Here is an 18,754-nt window from a genome sequence, read left to right as displayed (position 1 = left end):
CACTTTGATAATGCCTTTAAGAGTTCAGTTTTGGACTGCTTAAGAATCCCCGCGTCTTCAGCGCGGGGAGTATCAATATAGTCCAACTTCCGCAAAATTGCTCACCGCCCCAGGAGGGAAGTTTGGGATCCGGCGACGATCCGGTGGGTACGGCGGGAATCTGTGGCGGATAAAAATTGGCGATCGCCCCTTCAATCCCCTGCTGGGGGCGGATTTGACCTTGCATTTCCTTGAAACCCGTTAGATAATTTGGGAGTCAAAAGCAACCAGTGTATTATTCCCTCTCCCACTCATCGCCGCTATTTCTGATTTGGAGTCAGCAGAATCATGCGAAAACTTGTCAGTCTTTTTTCTTTAACCTTACTGTTACAAACCTTCCCAAATATCCTACAGGCGCAAACGCCCGTCAATCCCATTCAACAAGCGCTCGATGCGGGATTGATGAGTAACTATCCCGACGGACAATTTCATCCCGAAAGGAAAGTGATGCGCGCCGAACTCGCCGCCATTGTGGTGAAAACCTTTCAACTAGAAAAGCGAGACACCCAACAAAACCCCCCAGTTGCCATTACCGATGTTCCCCCCTCCCATTGGGCCTACAACGATATCGCGATCGTCCTCGAAACCGGCATTATGAGTGGATATCGCGACGGCATGTTTTATCCCGATCGCCCCGTAACTCGCGCCGAAGGATTTGCCATTTTTGCCCAAGCATTTGGCGTATTGCTATTCGATGAAGCAGATGTTTCCAGTATTTTATCCCAATACCCCGATGCGGCTGAAATTCCCGATTGGGCCAGACAAGCAATGGCTACCGCCCTCTTTGAAGGATTGGTCAATGTCAGACCAAACAACTCCCTTTCTCCCTTAGAACCCATGACAAGAGCCGATATCGCTTACAGTTTAAGTCGCTATTTAGCCAAACAAGAAAACCCCGGCACAATCCCCGACCTACCCATGTAATTTGTCATTGGTCATTGGTCATTTGTCATTGGTCATTTGTCCTTGGTCATTTGTCATTTGTTCTTTGTCCTTTGTCCAATTACTAATGACCTGTTACTACATGACAATTGACCAGTGACCAGTGACCAGTGACCAGTGACCAGTGACCAGTGACTAATGACCAGTGACCAATGACCAATGACCAGTGACCAATGACTAATCGCCGAATTGTTGGATTAACCGGAGGAATTGCCACCGGGAAAAGTACCGTGTCTAACTATCTGAAAAAGCGGCATAAAATTTCAGTATTCGATGCTGATGTTTACGCGCGCCAAGCGGTAGAAAAGGGGTCGGAGATATTAAAGCGGATTGCAGAACGCTACGGCGGGGAAATGCTGCAGGAGGATGGAACTCTAAAGCGAAAAAAGCTGGGAGAAATTATCTTTAAAAATCCGGAAGAAAAGCAGTGGCTAGAGGAACAGATTCACCCTTACGTGCGCGATCGCCTGGAGGAAGATGCCCACAATACAGACGACGCGATCGTGGTACTGGATGTCCCGCTGTTATTTGAAGCCAACATGACCGATTTAGCCACAGAAATTTGGGTAGTGTACTGCACCCCGCAACAGCAGCGATCGCGACTGATGCAACGAGACGCCCTCAGCGCCGAACAAGCGCAAGCGCGCATCCACAGTCAAATGTCCATCGAGACCAAACGCGATCGGGCCGATGTGGTGCTCGATAACTCCGCCACCCGAGAGCAGCTCATCCAGCAGATAGATGCAGCCGTGACAACTTTCGGCGATAATAAGCAGATGTAGCGTTTCCCCAGAAAAAGCGCAAGGCGTTAAATTTGTCTTGAAAATGCAAGCAACCACATCCAGTAGCACTCCCGCCGAAAAAAACACCTACGGACCCATTGTCTGGATTAAAAAACTGATTGCAATTCTTGCAGTCATTAACTTACTTTTAGGACTGTTCAACCTCAGCTATATTCCCGCAAGAGATTTTTACTTGCGACACTTTCCCAGTTTGGTGGTGGTGTACGACCCCATCAAAGGCATCGAACCGCATCCCGACACGGAAAGATACTTAAAAACCGCCGATAAATTAACTGCCGAACTGCATCAGCCGCAAAACGAACTCACCGCGCCCAAAGTGGAGGATTTACTCACTTCCTTAAGCATTCAAAGTCAGACCATGTTGGATGAAAACCCCTTTATGGCTTCTGGCAAATTCGGCACCTTCGCGAAAGTTCAACGGCGGATGCAGCAACACATAGGCAGTGAATATGCGCGAGAAGCCTTTCAAACCTTTTGGAGTTCCGAATATTTATTTGCCACAGATTGGGAAAGCGAACTGGAATTTTTTAACAGTCAAATTGCCCCATTAATTTCCACCAATTATTTTCGTTTAGTAGACGACTACGGCCAATTTGTGGATGAATTTTGGCGGCTTGATATTTTCTTTATTTGCTTGTTCGGGGTAGAATTTCTCGTGCGAACCTTTTTCCGCTATCGCCGCAATCCGGATTTAAACTGGTTTGATGCCATGTTGAGACGGTGGTACGATATATTTTTATTTCTTCCTTTTTGGCGGTGGTTGCGCGTTCTGCCCGTCACCGTGCGCCTGCAACAAAGTGGGTTAGTTAATTTTAAGAGAATATTGGTGCAAATGACCCACGAACCCGCCGCCAACTTAGCCGATCGCCTGTCTCAATTTGTCATGGTGCGCGTCATCAATCAAGCCCAAGAATCCATCGCCGAAGGTGAGGTAGCAGAATCCCTATTATATCCGAGTTCTTCTTATATAGAAGTCAACCCAGTTAATGAAGTGGAGGTGATTAGCGATCGCCTGCTCGAATTAACCATCTATAAAGTTTTGCCAAACATTCAACCCGAACTCGAAGCATTACTTCATTATAGCATTCAAGGAGCCTTTAAAGACTCCAGTTTTTATCAACGCCTGCAACAAATTCCCGGCGTGGGACATCTTCCCGCCGAAGTCCTCGAACAACTCGCCAGCAATCTCGCCGATACCACCGTCAGCGTTTTGGCCTCCTCCTACGCCGATGTGAAAGGACGAGAACTCTTCGATAGCCTCACCGAACAATTTAATGCCGCATTTCGGCAAGCCTTGCGTGATAAAGAAACCCTAGAAGAGCTCGAAGCCCTCCTTGGAGATTTGCTAGAAGAAGTGAAATTAAACTACGTGGTCAAAACCACCCAAACCGACCCAGAAGCCACCCTAGAAGAAGTTCAGAAACTCGACGAAGAGGCGGAAAACAACTCCATTTATTCAGAAGTTAGAAAGAAAAACGAAGCCTAGAAAAAAATCATGCTCGTAGAGACGCTTCGGAATCGCGTCTCTACCGCATTCCCACCAATTTCCAGGCAGAATAACTAACCTAATGGCTTACTGAAAATTAAATGCGAGAAATTATCAATTTTCAAGTCTTCATTTTCAGGAATTTTTTAGGCCGATTCGCCGCCGACCACCACATTGCGAATTCGCAGACTCGGACCGCCACAGCCCACGGGCAAACCATTTTGTCCGCCTTTCCCGCAACCGCCGGATTCATCCCAATAAAAGTCATCGCCGATCGCTTCGATATCCGCCAAGGTACTAAACACATTGCCCGAGAGAGTGACATCGCGTACCGGTTCGGCTAATTCACCATTTTTAATCATCCAAGCTTCGCCGGCGCTAAAGGTAAACATTTCGCCATTAGTCATTCCGCCGAGCCAATTGCGAGCGTAAACCCCGTCTTTAATCCCGGAAAATAACTCGTTCACCGGCGTTTTACCGCGCTCGATCCAAGTATTGGTCATTCGCACCAGGGGGGGATAGTGGTAATTGAGACAGCGAGCATTGCCGGTGGGTTGTTCGCCGAGTTTGCCCGCCGTTTCGCGCGAGTGTAGGCGTCCCACCAGTACCCCATCTTGAATTAACTGAGTGGTGGTAGCGGGGGTACCTTCATCGTCATATTGGTAGCTACCGCGATGCCCTTGGGGCGAAGCACCATCATAGATTTGCAGTTCTGGCGGACCGAAACGGCGGCCCAGACTCATCACTTCAAGCACATCGGGATTTTCATAGGCCATATCTGCTTCCGAGAGATGCCCAAAGGCTTCGTGAACGAACAGACCGGTGAGAATGGGGTCAATCACCACCGTGTAGGTGTTGCCTTTCACGGGAGGAAGGGAGAGGGCATCCACAGCTCTTTGTGCCGCCCCACGCACTTGAGCATCGAGATAGGTTAAATCTTCATACGCTTTGCGCGAACCAGTGGTTTCCCGACCGGTTTGTACGGTTTCGCCGTTGCGGGCGGTAGCAGCAAATCGCATTTCCATATCCACCCAAGACTGTTCCAGGATGGTACCTTCGGAGGTAAACAGGAGGATGCGCTGGGCGCTGTCGCTGTAGCGAACCGAAGTAGTAGTGATGCGGTTATCCACACTGCGGAGGATTTCAGTGTAGCGATCGCATAATGCTTTTTTGTGGGATAAAGGAACCTGTCGGGGGTCAGTGCCGGCGAGGGCTAACTGGGAAATGGCTTGTATGGGCGTAATCGGGGCGAGGAGGGTTTCTTCATTCCCCACTAATCGCGCCGCCGCGATCGCTTCTTCGATCCGTTCGGCAAGTCCCGAGAGCTGGTTAAAGCTGGCAAAGCCCCAGCCGCCTTTATAACACGCCCGTACCTGTCCCCCAATCGAAACCCCTTCGCTGAGGGTTTCGATCTTGTCCGCACGCAAAAAGATATCCGTCCCTTCCGCTTCTTCCAAGCGAATGGCGAGATAGTCCACCCGGGCACAATAGCGTGCAATCAGGTCAGACAGTAGGTTTTTGGCATCCGCAAGCAATTGAGACATGTTTTGGCAAACCTTTCCAATGCAACTGCTTTTATTGTGCATCAGAGATGGAGTTTAGGGATTCAATTTTGCCCGAGACCATGACAAGAGTGCCGATTCATGCCCCATCCCCTGCGACCAGAAGCGATCGCCGAACCGCTAGGCATTGGATCTGGGTACAATTAGCGGAGATTGCGACTTGTTTGTTCGGTTCTACGAATTTATTGATTTCCCATCTCCCGATAGGCTAGAAATAGAGTTATAACCCGGCATTAGAAGCGTCAAGGGTTAAACGAGAATTTTCTATTTTTGCCTTGTGGATTGATTATTGAAAATTATATCATTCACCGTTCGCCCAGAGATTAAAGGGGGTATATTTTAATGTACAATTGGCTATTACCAACGATTAGTGAGGTTTTGACCCAATGCTCGCCGCAGAATAGCCGGTGCCAGAGTCAGGCAAACCGGGACAATGAGGTAGGGCAAGACGCAGGGAATGACAAGCGCCACCGTAGGGAGATTTGGCACAAACAGGTGCGAGCCGATCGCCACTGGTATGGCGCGATCGCGGCATTGAATGAGTTGCTGGTGGGAGAAATCAACGGCTTGGTGGTCTGCGGTCCGGTGCCGATGTTGAGTCAGCCCGGATTGCTAGAGAATTTTTCCACTTGGACATTGAGCGCGCCGCAACAGCGGGGCGGATGGTTGCCTTCGCAATTGTTGCCCACCTCGGGCGAGTGTAGCGCCACCTCAGCACCCACCGTTTTGCCGTTAATGTCTGGAGACCCCTTAGCCGAGGAACAATTTTGTTTGGTACTCACTTCTGGGTTTAGTCTGGCGATGGTGAATGGATCCGACGCTTCCGGAGAGCCGGCGTTTCAGTTTTCCTTCGATCCGCAGGCGATTCATCTGGTGTGGCAAGCCTTGCGATCGCGCGTATTGCCCCTGAAGGATAAGGGAGCAATTGCTGCCTTGGATCGGGATTTCGAGCAGTTTGCACCCCGCGAGCCCCATTACCAAACCGTCTGTGATTTTACGCGACAACTGCTCGATCGCCTGCCAGAACCCTGGCACCTGGAAGACCCCCTGGTGGATGCGCCGAAATTCCACCAACCCGCTACAACTGAGGTATCCAGCATCATTCACCCCTTGCCTCAACATGCCAATCCCCGGGCATGGTCTGCAGGCGCGATGGATATTCTGGTCACCACCGAAAACGAGACTTCTGTGGCCACAATTCGCCCGCACCTGAAGTGCAATGAAAACCGAGGTGATGTCATAGAAATCCCGGGGAAAGACGCGGGTCAAAATCGCCAAACCGAGACAGCCAGCACTTCATCAGTGCATGGTACTAGAACCCCGTTAAACGAACGACTAGACGAACTGCGAAGTTCCAACCAGAAAGGAGTTAGAAATCAATCTCCCGCCTTAGATGTGGAATTGTTGCAAGCGATCGCCCATGAAGTCCGCACCCCATTAGCCACCATTCGCACCCTGACCAAACTATTACTCAAACGGCGCAATTTAGATGCAGATGTCATCAAACGTTTAGAAGCCATCGATCGCGAATGTAGCGAGCAAATCGATCGCTTTGGGTTGATTTTCCGCGCCGTAGAATTAGAAACCGCCAGCGATGCGAAAAAGCCGGTGCATCTAACATCTACCTCCTTGACCCAGGTGTTTAATAGCTGCATTCCCCGGTGGCAAAAACAAGCCACCCGACGCAACCTGACCCTCGATGCGATCGTCCCGCCCAAAATGCCGCCAGTGGTCAGCGATCCGTCCCTGCTCGATCGCGTTTTAACCGGGGCGATCGAAAACTTTACCTCCACCTTACCCGCCGGAAGTAACGTGCGAGTCGAGGTAGTGCTTGCCGGTCATCAGTTGAAAGTAGAACTGCACTCCAAACAGCCCGGAGTTTTCACCCCCGCCCAGACCACTTCCACCCAGCAGACCTTGAAATCCATCGGTCAGATGTTGATGTTTCAGCCAGAAACCGGCAATTTGAGTCTAAATCTGAGTGTCACCAAAAATCTGTTCCAAGCGATCGGAGGCAAACTCATCGTCCGCAACCGACCCCAACAAGGTCAAGTATTGACCATTTTTCTACCGTTAGAACTGCGGGGAGAAACCAGCAAAAGTGGGTGAAATAGCAAGGGTAACGTTAATCCTGGAAAGTTTTGTAGAGACGCGACATGTCGCGTCTTTACAATTTCCGAAAAAAGCGTTACAATTAAAGTTTAACCGTTCGGTAATCGCATAGATTGCGTTAGAGATGACGCATCCAAGCTAAATCTGTCATTGTCTCTGTTGGGGAAACCTAGAAAAAAGTTAATGATGACTCACCGCTATTAGAACGGCGATCGACTGTCCCCTTTACCGTTTGTTTCACTCCTCATCTTCCGGCCATAGCGGGTCAGTATCTTCATAAATAGGCAAGAGAACTTTAAAGATAGAACCGCGACCGACGCGACTTTTAACTGCGATCGAACCGCCACTGTGCAGGAGCAATTGTTGCACCACAGTCAACCCCAATCCCGCACCTTCCATATCTTCATTAATTGCTTGCCGTCCGCGATAAAATGCCTCAAATATTTTTGGAATTTCCGACGCCGGAACACCCACCCCGGTATCGCGAACGTCAAGTTGTACGTAATCGCCTTGTTGTTTAGCGCGCACCCAAACTTCACCCCCGGCGGGAGTGAATTTAATCGCATTATGCAGCAGCTCGATCAGAATTTTTTTCAGCCATTCCGTAGCACCCAAAACCGGCGGCAGATTACTGCGAAGGGTGTAGGCGAGTACCAGACCTTTTTCTTGCGCTAAGGGTTGATAAGTAGTGACGATACCCGGAACCAAATCCCCGAGATGAATTTCCTGCATGCGAGTCAGGTCGATTTCGCTTTGCAGGCGCACCAGTTCTAAAAACCCATCGATCAGGGAATTTTGCCGCTGGCAAGACTGATGCAATAAAGCACTATAGCGTGCCCGTTGGGCGGGTTTGAGTTTGGGGGAGTCGAGCAAACTGAGTGCGGTTTTCATGTTGGTTAAAGGCATCCGCAACTCCTGACCGATTTTGTTGAGGAATTCGTCTTTAAAGCGCAGGGTATCGAGCAATTCTTCGTTTTGGTGTTGCAAAAGTTCGAGTTCTTCGTCTCGAGCCTCATTATGCAACTGTTGCTCTTGGTGTTGAATTTGTTTGCTCAACAAATGGCCCAACAGCACCGGATCTGGAGGCGGTACCTTCACCGAACCAAACCGCGCATCCCAGGTATCGAGCAGACTCTCGCAAATTGTCCCCCCCTGAGTGGCGATCGCCTCCGACTCGTTATCGGACTGGAAGCGAAGACAACGACCCAAACTCACCGCTGGTTTGAGTCCATCGAGGACTAATTGAATCGTCTGGGGGTCGAAAGAATAGAGGGACAGCAGGGGGCGCTTGCGGTGCGACGCCCGTGGGTAATGCTCTTCATCCCCTTCCTCCGGAAACACCGATCGCGGTTGATGCGCCAGAATCATGGCGCAAAATTTAGCCGATAGCACCAACAGAAAATATTCCTGTTGTAGTTTGCTGTGCGCCGCTAGCTGAATTTCGCATACCGGGGAGGGAGTTTTTGCCGGCACCAAAAATTCCCCCTCATCGCTAATCAGGGAATTATCTTCAATTCCACAGAGGGATTTCTCGGGTTTCTGACGTTCTTCTCGCTGACGTCTGTTTTTCTGCCTGCGAGTTCGGGTAATGTCTCTCGATGCCGGGGGTTCGTCTGGACTAACTCGGTGACGGTAAGGAGGCCCTGAGATTTGTTCGGGATGCGATCGCTCCAAATCACCGGGGGTCGAAAATTCCGCTTCCGTCTCCGGACCCGACTTAAAAATGTAAAGCGGGTCAGAACTTCCCACCCATTCGCGATAGCGTTCGATTTGCGCGGGCCACTCCCACCATTGCGGGAGTCTGATCCATAGGGTAGCCGGAATCTTTTGCTCGATGAGCAAGTCCATGAGCGCACCGATGCTGCCCTTGAGTGTGTCCTGAGACACTTGTAAAGGGTGCGGTGGCGCGATCGCGCTGAGGGCGCAATCATAGAGAGACACATCCTGAGTTGTTGATGGATTCATCACTTAAGACTCTTTCATACAAGAGGACACTCCGATGTGTACCCTGATGGCTGTGCCAACTGGCAAATGACTTGCGGGTTCCCCAACTCGGGTTTTCCTATTCTGGTTCTGCCAGCCTAGTAGATCCCACCAGTGTAACGCGATCGCCTTCAGTCCCGCCTGTAGGAAAGCGAGTACAGACAGCATGGATCGGTAGCTAGAGTGCCCCATTTTGAGGAACCCCTTCGGCTTTTTCCCTCGGCGTGGGAAATGCGGGGAAAATTTTTGCCGCAGAAGGATTACTTTAATTTTATCGTTTCGGGAATTGGATTGGAGATTCATCATTTGACCGACGCGCAACCGATAGGGGGCGGGAAAATGCTTTGCCCCCTACGGGGGATGTTTTAACCTAAATTAGCGAGACGTTCTGCGAGGGCGGCGAGGGCTTGTTCTCGGTCGTCAAAGTGGATTTTTTCCGTCCCGAGAATTTGATAGTCTTCGTGTCCTTTGCCGGCAATTACCACGCCATCTCCCGGTTGCGCTTCCAGAATTGCCGTGCGAATGGCTTCGGCGCGATCGCTGATGACTTGCGGATTTGTCCCTTCCGGAATTCCCTGCAAAATATCTTGCAAAATTTGCTCCGGGTCTTCGGTACGCGGATTGTCCGAGGTGACGATGGCTTTATCGGCCAATTCGGCGGCAATTTTCCCCATGATCGGGCGCTTAGTGCGGTCGCGATCGCCCCCACAGCCAAATACGCAAATTAACTGATTTTTGACGAAAGGTCGCGTCGCTTGTAGCACGTTGGCCAAACTATCCGGGGTATGGGCGTAATCCACGATCGCGCTAATATCTTGCTTTGGATCGGCGATCGCCCGCTCCATCCGGCCCGGTACGCCGGGAAATTCGGGCAATCCGGCCACAATCTGGGACAATTCTATCCCGAAATGCAGGGCCGCACCCACCGCCGCAAGCATGTTTGCCAAATTGTATTGTCCGACTAAGGGTAAGGAAAATTCTGCCTCTCCCATCGGGGCGTGCAAGATGCCTTTCACGCCGGCAGATTCATAGGTGATATCAGAGGTCCACAAATCGGCGCTGGAATTGCTGGTGCTGTAACTCCAGAGGCGATCGGCATTTAACTGCTCGATTAATCGCTTGCCATACTCATCGTCGAGATTAATCACCGCCCGCCCTTTTAAATACTCCGGGCTAAACAGCAGCGCCTTTGCCTGGAAGTAATCTTCCATATCCCGGTGAAAATCTAAATGGTCCTGGGTTAAATTGGTAAAAATCCCCACCTCAAAGGGCAGTCCCAGCACCCGTCTCTGGGCTAAAGAGTGGGAACTGACTTCCATTACCCCATGTTTGCACCCCGCTTTTACTGCTGCGGCTAATTGGGCGTTGAGTTCTACGGAAAATGGCGTGGTATGGGTTGCCACTCGTTCGTATCCGGGCCAGCGGGCGTATAGGGTGCCAAACAAGGCGGTGGGCCGTTGGGCGCGGTTGAGCAAAAATTCCACTAAATGGGTGGTGGTGGTTTTGCCGTTGGTGCCGGTGACGCCCACTAAATCGAGCTGTTTGGCCGGTTCGCCGTAAAAAGTCTGAGCTACTGCGGCACAAGCTTGGGTCATATCGGCAACGGGAATTACCACGGAATTGGCCGGTTGCTGCGGATGCTGTTTTTCCGCCGCTTCGGGAGTGACTAACGCCGCCACTGCCCCTGCAGCGATCGCCGAAGGCCAAAAGTCCCCCCCGTCTACCCGGGTCCCGGGCATCCCAATAAATAAATCCCCAGGTTTGCACCCATGAGAATTGGTACTCAAACCCGTTACTTCCATGTCTAGGGCGTCTTCCCTGGGCATCTGTAACGGTTTCGCAACGCTGGCTAATAATTCTCTGAGCTTCATCTGTCGATTCCTCTGTTCACAATAGGGGTGGTTGATTTGGGCGATCGGGCTTGATGTGGTTGGTTAACAAGGCTCTAAACCCTCTTTCCGGAGGATTTCGCGCCAGTTGGTTCCACCTCTCCTTGCCTTTCGCTTTGGGATTTAATTCGCCTATTGTGAAGCATTTTTTGGATAATATTTTTGTAGCATTTGCTTCACCTGCTCCACTGAGGCACGCGGCGAGGGTCGCGGAAGCTTCTCTTCTTTCTCTCCCTCCAGATCCCCTGCACCCCCAGTCCCCCCTCGACACAGCACCGGCACTTCATACTGATACGCCATCCACCACTCTTCCTTGGTGGTGATGTCTCTGAGTTCTAACTCGAAGTCCAACTCTTCAATCTGTTCGAGCTTCTCTCGCAATCCCTCGCATAAGTGGCACCCCGGTTTCCCGTACAAAATTAATCGCATGGTTGGGTTTTCTCAATCTCAGCAATGCTATCTTATCGCGAAAGTTCCCCCCCGGCTTTCTACAGCGCTTCCCCTATCTGACCCTATTCTGCGGACTTGGATGCAAGCGGGTGAAAGCTCAACTACTCTCCGGGCCAGTTGAGCCATAACCGGGGCGGAATCACCCGGGACAAATGATGACAACAAATACTTTATTCTATCGGCATGCAAAAATGACATGTATTCGCTTAAAGCAAATTGTCGATTCGCTTGAGATGCTTGAAATCGAAGAACTAGAACTGAGCGATCGCCGGATTCAAATGTAGCTAGGGAATCGAGAAGAAACTGCCAAGCGCTCGGCGTTTCATAAGGCGCTACTCGATGCGGGTTAAGTCAGGTAAATTAAGCATCCTACTACAGATGAGGCGAACGCTGAAATAAACCTGATTTGGGTGGAGGTTCAGCCGATTTATGAAACCATCATTTAGGAACGACGGTATAGAGGTATTGGCAGTCAAATGAAAATCACTTAGACCTTTATTTGCTTAATGTAAAAAAACACTTTACAATCGCCAGGTTTCAAATAAATTAAAAATTAAATATTGTGCTTGGGGGACGGTGCTACCTAATAGTAAACCTATTTCGTAACTAATATCGTAAGCCCAGTCTCTAAAAGATTGTTTTGATTTTATGTAATATTTTTTTATAATCATTAATATCTTCTATTTTTTGCAGTAAGCGATGTTTTAATAATTGATGAGTGGACATTGCATCTTCTACTTCAGAAGAGTAAAATTGATATCCACAAGAACAGTAAAATTTGCTATTGAGAATCTGCCATTGCTCTCCGCATAGTTCACATTTTACCTGTTTTTTATAAGGCTCCACTAGAATTTCCCCATTTAACAAACAGTTTCTATGATTGGTTGTGCCCCATTGTTTACCACAACTGGGACATTTAGGAAAAAACAAGGCCATCCATTCACTCATCATTCGTTAACAAATTATAATCTTTTTAGTCTGGCAATTTGAAAAACACAATTTAAAACCGATTTCAATACGTTAAAAAGCAATAAATATTGGCTGATTTGCTAAGCGTAACTTCCTCATAACTGATGAATATAAATATTAATTCTATCCCGAAATGCAATTTTAATAGCAGTTTAAAAAAGAATTTTTATTGAATATAAAAATCGCCTGTGAAATTATTTACTTGCTTTTAAAACAGTAAAAATACCTTTTGATTTACAGCAATTTTTGCAAATTATTCTGAATTCATACTAAGCACTTGTGCCAAATAATTTGCAGGATTCCGTTGCCCTCGTTCCCAGGGTTCACCCTGGGAACAGCTCTCCCGAGGATTCAATTCCCCCCCCAGTAAATATGTACAATAATTTGCGTACTAGCTTAGCAGCCATTGCTGAAATTTTTGCCGCTTGAGGCGGTGGAGGGATTTCGCTTTAGAGTTAAGTGTCCCTTTTTCTACGCCCTGTCTTATACCCACTTTCCCAGCCTGATTTTACGCCGTCTACTATTTCTGAAGTAGTTCCAATCACTACGCCGACAGTATAACCAAAAATGGCGGCAATTGATTTGAATAAGTCGGCAATAAAGTCTCGAAAGTCTTTTTCTGATTTGTCTAAAATACTCAGTTCATACTCGTCCATTTCGGCGAGTTTTTGATTCATTCTTTCTCGAAGCCTCGCTCGGATTTTCTCTGCAGTATCCGGAGGAATATGATTTCGATCGGGAACGTATGTCATTGTTTGACCTCAGTAATACAATACAGTCGATCGTGCTTGAATCGTGACTTACAGTCCTTTTTGCCGTAACCATGCTAAAAATGCCCTTCGATCTGTAGCAAATTTAGCATATTCGTCAGGAGGCATATTAGCAAGCATATCTGAAATTTTTTCAGGTTGAGGCTGTTGATGGATTGCTCTTTGTGGTCTTTTTTCTGGGGGCAGTAGCTGAGGATCGACTAATTCCCGAAAATCAGCTAATGCTTTACGAGAGGCAACGACCCATTTTCTTTTCCTAGGTACAGCATCCATCATGGCATTAAAGAGTTGAGGTAAGTTGTAGCGGCGATAAGCAGAATAGCCTACGATTCTTCCTTTCCAATGAGGTAAGACTTCCCGAATTCTTTTGTTAACATCTTTGACTCTTCCGTGGATGTTTTTTTCCTGTTGCTCGCTGGGTAAATTAGCACTATCAATCCAATCGGTTGCACCAGGATAAACTAAATCCACCTTATTTAACGCGATTACCATCCGTTCCAAAAGTTGAGGATGAATAGCTTGCAATTCCGTTTGCAAATATTGCTGGACAGATGCGATCGCCCGATTCTGTGCATCTAAAATCCACAAAGCAACATCCACATCTTTCAGCACTTCTTCATAAAGTTTAATATGTTCTCTCTGTTTTAATTGACTCTCGCCCAATCCAGGCATATCATAAGCAACTAAGCCTCCTTTAACCCCGTCTACTTGACTGCAAAAAACCTCCACTCCTTTCACCGTTTGCGTGCAAGCTTCGATATGACTGACTTCTAATCCTGCATTAAATAGTGCATTAAGCGTAGAGGATTTTCCCACTCCACATTCACCAATAAATGCGAAACGAGGAGGGGGCTCATTGTCTACCCCGGCTTCAACTTGCTGAGAGATTTTCTCAAAGTCCTCCTCTGACATTTTTCGATCGCCTCTAATGTCTCTGGCTAACCCCGCGAGCAAATCCCGTAACTCATGCATAATGTTTTTCCCTTTAACTTAAATCTCCTCCTATCCTAAATTCCCTGTCTGAATCGGGCAACATAAAAAAACCGATTTTATCGGTAGTTTTGTAACGGAATGTTAAGGAAAGACCAGAAAAAACCTGATTTTGTCGATCGCTGTTAAGCTATAATGGCTACAACCCTTACCCCACCTAAGCTCTATGACGATCGCAGAAGTGTTACAGGTTGTGGATCGGTTAGTGGCGAAGCAAACCGGTAAACACCTCAACGACTTGGAAAAAGCTGTAGTTCAAGGTCTGTGGCAAGGTCAAACTTACAATAACATTGCTGAGGAATTTGGATACGATAAAAACTATATCGGCGATGTTAGTCGCAAGTTATGTAAGGTCTTATCGCAAGGATTAGATGAAAAGGTAACCAAATCTAATTTTTGCTGGACAATTGAGAGAGCAATAAATTCTCAATTTTTTGGATTGGTCAATGGTAATGTTAGTCTGTGTAACCCTCCTCCTCAACCCGATAAGCGGGAATCTGTGAGGGATGACAATCAACCGCCTCAAAACGCTGCAATTCACGATTTAATCCTCGCCCCAAAAATCAGGAATTGCTGCGATCGCACCACTGAGTTGCAAACGCTTTCCCATTGGTTAATTCATCAAAAGACTCGTCTCATTTCAGTGGTCGGAACCCCGGGAATTGGTAAAACCACTCTTGTCAAACAGTGGATTGACCTGAATCTGCAACATTTTAATGTAGTCGTCTGGAAAAACATCAAACTCTCTCCCTCTTTAGATAGCATTATCGCTGATGTTTTAATCCTAACTCATACCGAAACCATTTTATCGGCCACCCACTTAACTCAACTCTTTGCTATTTTCCGCCAGCAAAAATGCTTGCTAATCCTGGATGATGTGCAAGAATTATTTATGAATGGGGAATTGGCAGGGCAATACAAATCAACTTATAAAAACTACCAAACCCTTTTTGAAAAAATGACAGAAATTGAGCATCAAAGCAGTTTAATCTTAATCGCTCAAGAGCAATGCCAAGAAATGAGAGTTGGGGTGGATGACGAGGGCGTTCCAGTGCAAATGCTAGAAGTCAAAGGCTTGAAAAGCTCCCGGATTCTCAGCAATCGGGGATTAAAAGATAAGCGGAGTTGGCCAACCTTGATAAAAATTTATGAAGGAAATCCGGTTTACTTACAAGATGTGGCCAGTGCGATCGCCGATATATTTTCGGGGAAAGTATCGGATTTTTTGGCGGAGAACACTCTGCTTTTAACCGCTGACATGAAAGGCAGATTCAATGAGACATTTGCTCGATTGTCACCGATAGAGCAACAGATTATTTGCCAAATAGCCCACTCGGATTGTCCCCTTTCCAGGGAAGAGTTAAGAGAAAGATTAGAGATGCCGCTGATGGATATGATTAATGGACTGCAATCTTTAACCAGGCGTCATTTACTCAAACGCATAGAAGGGGAAAAGAGTTTGTTCGATTGTTCTCAGTTGATTCGCGAATATATTAGAATTTGCGACAAAAATTAAGGGGTTCATTAGTCATTAGTCATTGGTTCTTTGTCATTAGTCATTGGTCATTTGTCCTCTTACCACATGACCTGTTACCACATGACCTGTTACCACATAACCAATGACCAAAAACATGATAAAATAAACGCGATCGCCTAGCACAGAAAACGGTTTATAGAAATTTCCCTAACCCCCCAAACAGCAAGAATTTATTCGCGCCACCATCAACCGTGGCAGATATGCTTCGGAAGAAGAAGTGGTGGCGGCGGCGCTACAGTTGCTCGAAGCGCGCGAAACTCTTTATCGGGAAAAATTAGCGGAGTTACAGGAGAAAATCACTGCGGAAATCGAATCACTCGATCGCGGGGAAGGCATTGATGGAGAAACAGTTTTTGCCGAACTTGAGGCGGAAAGTCAGCGCCTTGAAGCTCAAATGACACAAGCTTCGGAAGCCGTAAAATGAGTCGATATATTATTTCCCCCCAAGCAAGACTGGACTTGCGAGAGATTAACCAGTACGTGATGGGCAATAATCCCGCTGCAGCAAGGCGACTCCGGGAGAAGATGAAACAGCAATGTCAACGACTGGCAGACTTTCCCAAGATGGGACGCCGATGGGAGCAACTCAATCCGCCGTTACGGAGTTTCCCGGTGGACAATTACCTAATTTTATCGAGAAATCCCGGATGGGATAGAGGTGGTGCGGGTGGTGAGTGGATATCGGGATTGGCGGGGTATTTTCCAGTGGGAGGATGAGGAATAAGCATTGTTACTTAAGAAAGTTTGCCTGTGGTTCCCGGGAATTCGCTGCGATCGCGGATGTAACGGAAACAAGGCTCCATCTGCCTTGGGAACTGTCTGGGAGGAGTCTGGAAAAATCTTTAAAAATCTTAATACAAATTCTCATCAATTCATTTTAAGGTAACGAAGTAGTGGGTATTTTTTTGGCCTTATCCAGAAGCGGATAGGGTCGGCGTACATCTGAAAGTGGGTAAGTAAAACAGCGAATGAGTAGCAATTTAGCAACAAAACTGCGTGAGGGCACCAAAAAGTCCCATACAATGGCAGAAAACGTCGGTTTTATCAAGTGCTTCTTAAAAGGAACCGTCGAGAAAAACTCTTACCGGAAGCTGGTGGGCAACCTCTACTTCGTCTATTCGGCGATGGAAGAGGAGATGGAACGCCACCGGAATCATCCGATCCTGTCGAAAATTTACTATCCCGAACTGAACCGCAAGGCGAGTTTAGAGCAAGATTTAGCCTACTACTACGGCAATAATTGGCAGGAGGAAGTGGCTCCAACTCCGGCAGGTGAAGCTTACGTGCAGCGGATCCGGGAAGTGTCGGAAACTGCACCGGAACTGCTGGTGGGGCACTCCTACACCCGCTACCTGGGTGACTTGTCGGGGGGTCAAATCCTCAAAGGCATCGCCCAACGGGGGATGAATTTAACCGATGGAGGCACTGCCTTCTACGAGTTCAAGGATATTGCCGACGAAAAGGCATTTAAAGCCAAGTATCGTCAGGCAATGGATGAGTTGCCCATCGATGATGCCACTGCCGATCGCATTGTGCAGGAAGCCAATGATGCGTTCGGGTTGAACATGAAGATGTTCATGGAACTCGAAGGCAGCTTGATTAAAGCGATCGGTCAGATGCTCTTTAATACTCTGACCCGCCGCCGCACTCGCGGTAGCACCGAATTGGCAACCGCCGAATAAACTCGATCCAGGGCTCAGGTATCAGCCATCGGCTATTTGCTTTCTTTGATTATTGTGGATAGTCGATGGTGGATACCTGAGTTTGGCGATCGCCTATCCGAAGGAGTAATGCTTGCGAACCTCGCTGCGAATCTTCCAGGTGCAAGACATTCCCGCCGGAAACGTCACCAAATCCCCTTTCCCCATTTCTACCGCTTCGCCACCTTCTGGCGTGACCACCACATCGCCGGCTAAGAAATAACAAGTTTCCGATTCGTCATAGGTCCAGGGAAATTCCGAAGCTGACTTCGACCAAATGGGCCAATTATAAACCCCTAAAGCTTCCAGGCGTTCCGCACTGGGTTGACGTTCGATCTGAATGGACGTCACTTGTTCGGTTGCCATTCTGCCTCCTATGTTGTCGTTCGTGGGTGGTGATTTTTCAGCTATCTTATCATCTGCTTGCGCCACAAACAAAGGGGTACGACATTGCCGTACCCCTGTAGGAAACAAACGGGCGATCGCAGCTTCACAAACCTGTGACTATTGCGAAAAACTCGCTTGCTGTTGTTTGTCTAGATATTGACTCAAAGCAAACGCCATATCGGTGCGCGTCATGGGATTTAACGGGAGGATTTGCAAATAAACATCCGTATTTACAAATCCTTCTTGCAATGCAGTGGCGATCGCTTTTTTGGCCCAGTCTGGAACTTCTCCCGCATCAGGATATTGTCCTAAAATTTCGGCCACCGTATCCTCGGAAAACTGAAACACGCCATATGCTTGTGCGAAAATCGCAAATCCTTCCGCACGATTGACTTTTTGGTGGGGGAAAAACATTCCTTCGCGATAACCGCTCATTACCCCGGTTTTCAGCACCAGTTGAATGGCAGAATAATCGCTGCGATCGCGACTGACATCTTTCACTTCAATGTCTTCTTTCGCCGCTGTATTTCGCTTCTCTAATTTGAAAGTTTTGGCTAAAATGCTCGCCAGTTCTGCCCGAGTCACAATCGCTTCCGGATGAAAATCGCCATCGGATTTATTACTCATCAGACCTGCATTCAGAACTCGTTCGATGGTTTTGGAGATAGCTTGAGCTTGCGTCATAGTTGGGGGAAAGGATAGAAAAACGTTGAATCGAACCGCGATTGCCCCTCGCCATCCCAGGGAAGAGAGGCGATCGCAGATATCGATTAGGAAATACGGCGAACTCCTCCACCTCTCCGGAGTTATCCTTTTTCAGGTAAAAATTTTTTCTCCCATCCTAGGCGCGAGGGGATTGCTCACTTATTCCCCTGTCGGATGGGTAATGCCCATCGTAACGATAGCGTTTCTCAGATTGATGCGATCGGCAGCGGTTTCTGTCATTCCAGGGCAAGCACCTCTACAACCGTGGCGATTTTACAACAGTTATGCCGTTCCTGCAGTGGAGGGTAGGACTGGCGGGAAAAAACTATTCCGGTTAGCGGTACAGTTTTTTTACCGATAGGGCGCTGGTGGCCAAAAAAACTATTCCGGTTAGCGGTACAGTTTTTTTCCATCCCTACAGTGGAGAGTT

The 18,754-nt window shown here is 48.0% G+C and carries 19 protein-coding genes; 8 read left to right on the top strand and 11 right to left on the bottom strand.

What is annotated here, in order from left to right:
• Nucleotides 1–16: 16 nt before the first annotated feature.
• Complete coding sequence (locus tag LKK83_RS26315; protein ID WP_324634437.1) at nt 17–226, bottom strand: hypothetical protein; 210 nt, start codon at nt 224–226, stop codon at nt 17–19.
• A 101-nt stretch (nt 227–327) separates the two neighbouring features.
• On the opposite strand from LKK83_RS26315, the gene LKK83_RS26310 reads away from it, so the two are divergent.
• The 3 genes from LKK83_RS26310 (at nt 328) to LKK83_RS26300 (ending at nt 3,270) form a co-directional block, all read left to right on the top strand.
• Complete coding sequence (locus tag LKK83_RS26310) at nt 328–963, top strand: S-layer homology domain-containing protein (RefSeq protein WP_324634436.1); 636 nt, start codon at nt 328–330, stop codon at nt 961–963.
• A gap of 191 nt (nt 964–1,154) precedes the next feature.
• On the top strand, nt 1,155–1,763 hold the full coding sequence (coaE, locus tag LKK83_RS26305; RefSeq protein ID WP_324634435.1) for a dephospho-CoA kinase: 609 nt from the start codon (nt 1,155–1,157) through the stop codon (nt 1,761–1,763).
• A gap of 43 nt (nt 1,764–1,806) precedes the next feature.
• Nucleotides 1,807–3,270, top strand: coding sequence for a hypothetical protein (locus LKK83_RS26300; protein ID WP_324634434.1), 1,464 nt, complete (start codon nt 1,807–1,809; stop codon nt 3,268–3,270).
• 146 nt (nt 3,271–3,416) lie between these two features.
• Here LKK83_RS26300 and LKK83_RS26295 read toward each other — a convergent pair whose 3' ends face one another.
• Entirely contained in the window at nt 3,417–4,814 is a 1,398-nt protein-coding gene (locus LKK83_RS26295; RefSeq protein WP_324634433.1) for a TldD/PmbA family protein, read from the bottom strand.
• Nucleotides 4,815–5,174: 360 nt separating this feature from the next.
• On the opposite strand from LKK83_RS26295, the gene LKK83_RS26290 reads away from it, so the two are divergent.
• Entirely contained in the window at nt 5,175–6,941 is a 1,767-nt protein-coding gene (locus LKK83_RS26290) for a sensor histidine kinase (protein WP_324634432.1), read from the top strand.
• 240 nt (nt 6,942–7,181) lie between these two features.
• Here LKK83_RS26290 and LKK83_RS26285 read toward each other — a convergent pair whose 3' ends face one another.
• From LKK83_RS26285 to LKK83_RS26260, 6 genes are all read right to left on the bottom strand, one after another.
• Nucleotides 7,182–8,909 carry a DICT sensory domain-containing protein gene (locus tag LKK83_RS26285; RefSeq protein WP_324634431.1) on the bottom strand — a complete coding sequence of 576 codons (1,728 nt, stop codon included), beginning with the start codon at nt 8,907–8,909 and terminating at the stop codon, nt 7,182–7,184.
• A 383-nt stretch (nt 8,910–9,292) separates the two neighbouring features.
• The gene (locus LKK83_RS26280) at nt 9,293–10,798 is read right to left on the bottom strand and encodes a UDP-N-acetylmuramoyl-L-alanyl-D-glutamate--2,6-diaminopimelate ligase (protein WP_324634430.1); all 1,506 of its coding nucleotides are present in this window, start codon (nt 10,796–10,798) and stop codon (nt 9,293–9,295) included.
• Nucleotides 10,799–10,948: 150 nt separating this feature from the next.
• Entirely contained in the window at nt 10,949–11,245 is a 297-nt protein-coding gene (locus LKK83_RS26275) for a glutaredoxin family protein (RefSeq protein ID WP_324634429.1), read from the bottom strand.
• A 648-nt stretch (nt 11,246–11,893) separates the two neighbouring features.
• Nucleotides 11,894–12,217, bottom strand: coding sequence for a hypothetical protein (locus tag LKK83_RS26270; RefSeq protein ID WP_324634428.1), 324 nt, complete (start codon nt 12,215–12,217; stop codon nt 11,894–11,896).
• A gap of 473 nt (nt 12,218–12,690) precedes the next feature.
• The gene (locus LKK83_RS26265; RefSeq protein WP_324634427.1) at nt 12,691–12,987 is read right to left on the bottom strand and encodes a hypothetical protein; all 297 of its coding nucleotides are present in this window, start codon (nt 12,985–12,987) and stop codon (nt 12,691–12,693) included.
• A gap of 48 nt (nt 12,988–13,035) precedes the next feature.
• Nucleotides 13,036–13,917, bottom strand: a complete 882-nt coding sequence (locus tag LKK83_RS26260) for a GTPase family protein (RefSeq protein WP_324634426.1) — start codon at nt 13,915–13,917, stop codon at nt 13,036–13,038.
• 244 nt (nt 13,918–14,161) lie between these two features.
• Between LKK83_RS26260 and LKK83_RS26255 the strand changes: the two genes are divergently transcribed.
• The 4 genes from LKK83_RS26255 (at nt 14,162) to LKK83_RS26240 (ending at nt 17,214) form a co-directional block, all read left to right on the top strand.
• Nucleotides 14,162–15,511, top strand: coding sequence for an NB-ARC domain-containing protein (locus tag LKK83_RS26255; protein ID WP_324634425.1), 1,350 nt, complete (start codon nt 14,162–14,164; stop codon nt 15,509–15,511).
• A gap of 193 nt (nt 15,512–15,704) precedes the next feature.
• Nucleotides 15,705–15,956, top strand: coding sequence for a ribbon-helix-helix domain-containing protein (locus LKK83_RS26250; RefSeq protein ID WP_324634438.1), 252 nt, complete (start codon nt 15,705–15,707; stop codon nt 15,954–15,956).
• The gene (locus LKK83_RS26245) at nt 15,953–16,249 is read left to right on the top strand and encodes a type II toxin-antitoxin system RelE/ParE family toxin (protein WP_324634424.1); all 297 of its coding nucleotides are present in this window, start codon (nt 15,953–15,955) and stop codon (nt 16,247–16,249) included. The genes LKK83_RS26250 and LKK83_RS26245 overlap by 4 nt, the downstream gene beginning before the upstream one ends.
• Nucleotides 16,250–16,500: 251 nt before the next feature.
• The gene (locus LKK83_RS26240) at nt 16,501–17,214 is read left to right on the top strand and encodes a biliverdin-producing heme oxygenase (RefSeq protein ID WP_324634423.1); all 714 of its coding nucleotides are present in this window, start codon (nt 16,501–16,503) and stop codon (nt 17,212–17,214) included.
• 93 nt (nt 17,215–17,307) lie between these two features.
• Here LKK83_RS26240 and LKK83_RS26235 read toward each other — a convergent pair whose 3' ends face one another.
• From LKK83_RS26235 to LKK83_RS26225, 3 genes are all read right to left on the bottom strand, one after another.
• Entirely contained in the window at nt 17,308–17,598 is a 291-nt protein-coding gene (locus LKK83_RS26235) for a cupin domain-containing protein (RefSeq protein WP_324634422.1), read from the bottom strand.
• A gap of 138 nt (nt 17,599–17,736) precedes the next feature.
• A complete protein-coding gene (locus LKK83_RS26230; RefSeq protein ID WP_324634421.1) occupies nt 17,737–18,303 on the bottom strand; it encodes an S-layer homology domain-containing protein in 567 nt (188 codons plus the stop codon).
• 257 nt (nt 18,304–18,560) lie between these two features.
• A partial coding sequence (locus LKK83_RS26225) for a hypothetical protein (RefSeq protein WP_324634420.1) occupies nt 18,561–18,754 on the bottom strand: 194 nt, incomplete at its 5' end.

It is taken from the genome of Phormidium sp. CCY1219 (genome assembly GCF_035615515.1).
Classification (GTDB): Bacteria; Cyanobacteriota; Cyanobacteriia; order Cyanobacteriales; family Laspinemataceae; genus CCY1219.
This window is presented reverse-complemented; position numbering and strand designations above follow the sequence as displayed.

Excerpts from the sequence above, each read along its gene's own strand:
- LKK83_RS26280 (WP_324634430.1), bottom strand. The coding sequence starts at position 10,798 with ATGAAGCTCAGAGAATTATTAGCCAGCGTTGCGAAACCGTTACAGATG.
- LKK83_RS26260 (WP_324634426.1), bottom strand. The coding sequence starts at position 13,917 with ATGTCAGAGGAGGACTTTGAGAAAATCTCTCAGCAAGTTGAAGCCGGG.
- LKK83_RS26265 (WP_324634427.1), bottom strand. The coding sequence starts at position 12,987 with ATGACATACGTTCCCGATCGAAATCATATTCCTCCGGATACTGCAGAG.
- LKK83_RS26235 (WP_324634422.1), bottom strand. The coding sequence starts at position 17,598 with ATGGCAACCGAACAAGTGACGTCCATTCAGATCGAACGTCAACCCAGT.
- LKK83_RS26290 (WP_324634432.1), top strand. The coding sequence starts at position 5,175 with ATGTACAATTGGCTATTACCAACGATTAGTGAGGTTTTGACCCAATGC.
- LKK83_RS26230 (WP_324634421.1), bottom strand. The coding sequence starts at position 18,303 with ATGACGCAAGCTCAAGCTATCTCCAAAACCATCGAACGAGTTCTGAAT.
- coaE (WP_324634435.1), top strand. The coding sequence starts at position 1,155 with ATGACTAATCGCCGAATTGTTGGATTAACCGGAGGAATTGCCACCGGG.
- LKK83_RS26300 (WP_324634434.1), top strand. The coding sequence starts at position 1,807 with ATGCAAGCAACCACATCCAGTAGCACTCCCGCCGAAAAAAACACCTAC.
- LKK83_RS26245 (WP_324634424.1), top strand. The coding sequence starts at position 15,953 with ATGAGTCGATATATTATTTCCCCCCAAGCAAGACTGGACTTGCGAGAG.
- LKK83_RS26270 (WP_324634428.1), bottom strand. The coding sequence starts at position 12,217 with ATGATGAGTGAATGGATGGCCTTGTTTTTTCCTAAATGTCCCAGTTGT.
- LKK83_RS26275 (WP_324634429.1), bottom strand. The coding sequence starts at position 11,245 with ATGCGATTAATTTTGTACGGGAAACCGGGGTGCCACTTATGCGAGGGA.
- LKK83_RS26310 (WP_324634436.1), top strand. The coding sequence starts at position 328 with ATGCGAAAACTTGTCAGTCTTTTTTCTTTAACCTTACTGTTACAAACC.
- LKK83_RS26315 (WP_324634437.1), bottom strand. The coding sequence starts at position 226 with ATGCAAGGTCAAATCCGCCCCCAGCAGGGGATTGAAGGGGCGATCGCC.
- LKK83_RS26255 (WP_324634425.1), top strand. The coding sequence starts at position 14,162 with ATGACGATCGCAGAAGTGTTACAGGTTGTGGATCGGTTAGTGGCGAAG.
- LKK83_RS26285 (WP_324634431.1), bottom strand. The coding sequence starts at position 8,909 with ATGAATCCATCAACAACTCAGGATGTGTCTCTCTATGATTGCGCCCTC.
- LKK83_RS26240 (WP_324634423.1), top strand. The coding sequence starts at position 16,501 with ATGAGTAGCAATTTAGCAACAAAACTGCGTGAGGGCACCAAAAAGTCC.
- LKK83_RS26295 (WP_324634433.1), bottom strand. The coding sequence starts at position 4,814 with ATGTCTCAATTGCTTGCGGATGCCAAAAACCTACTGTCTGACCTGATT.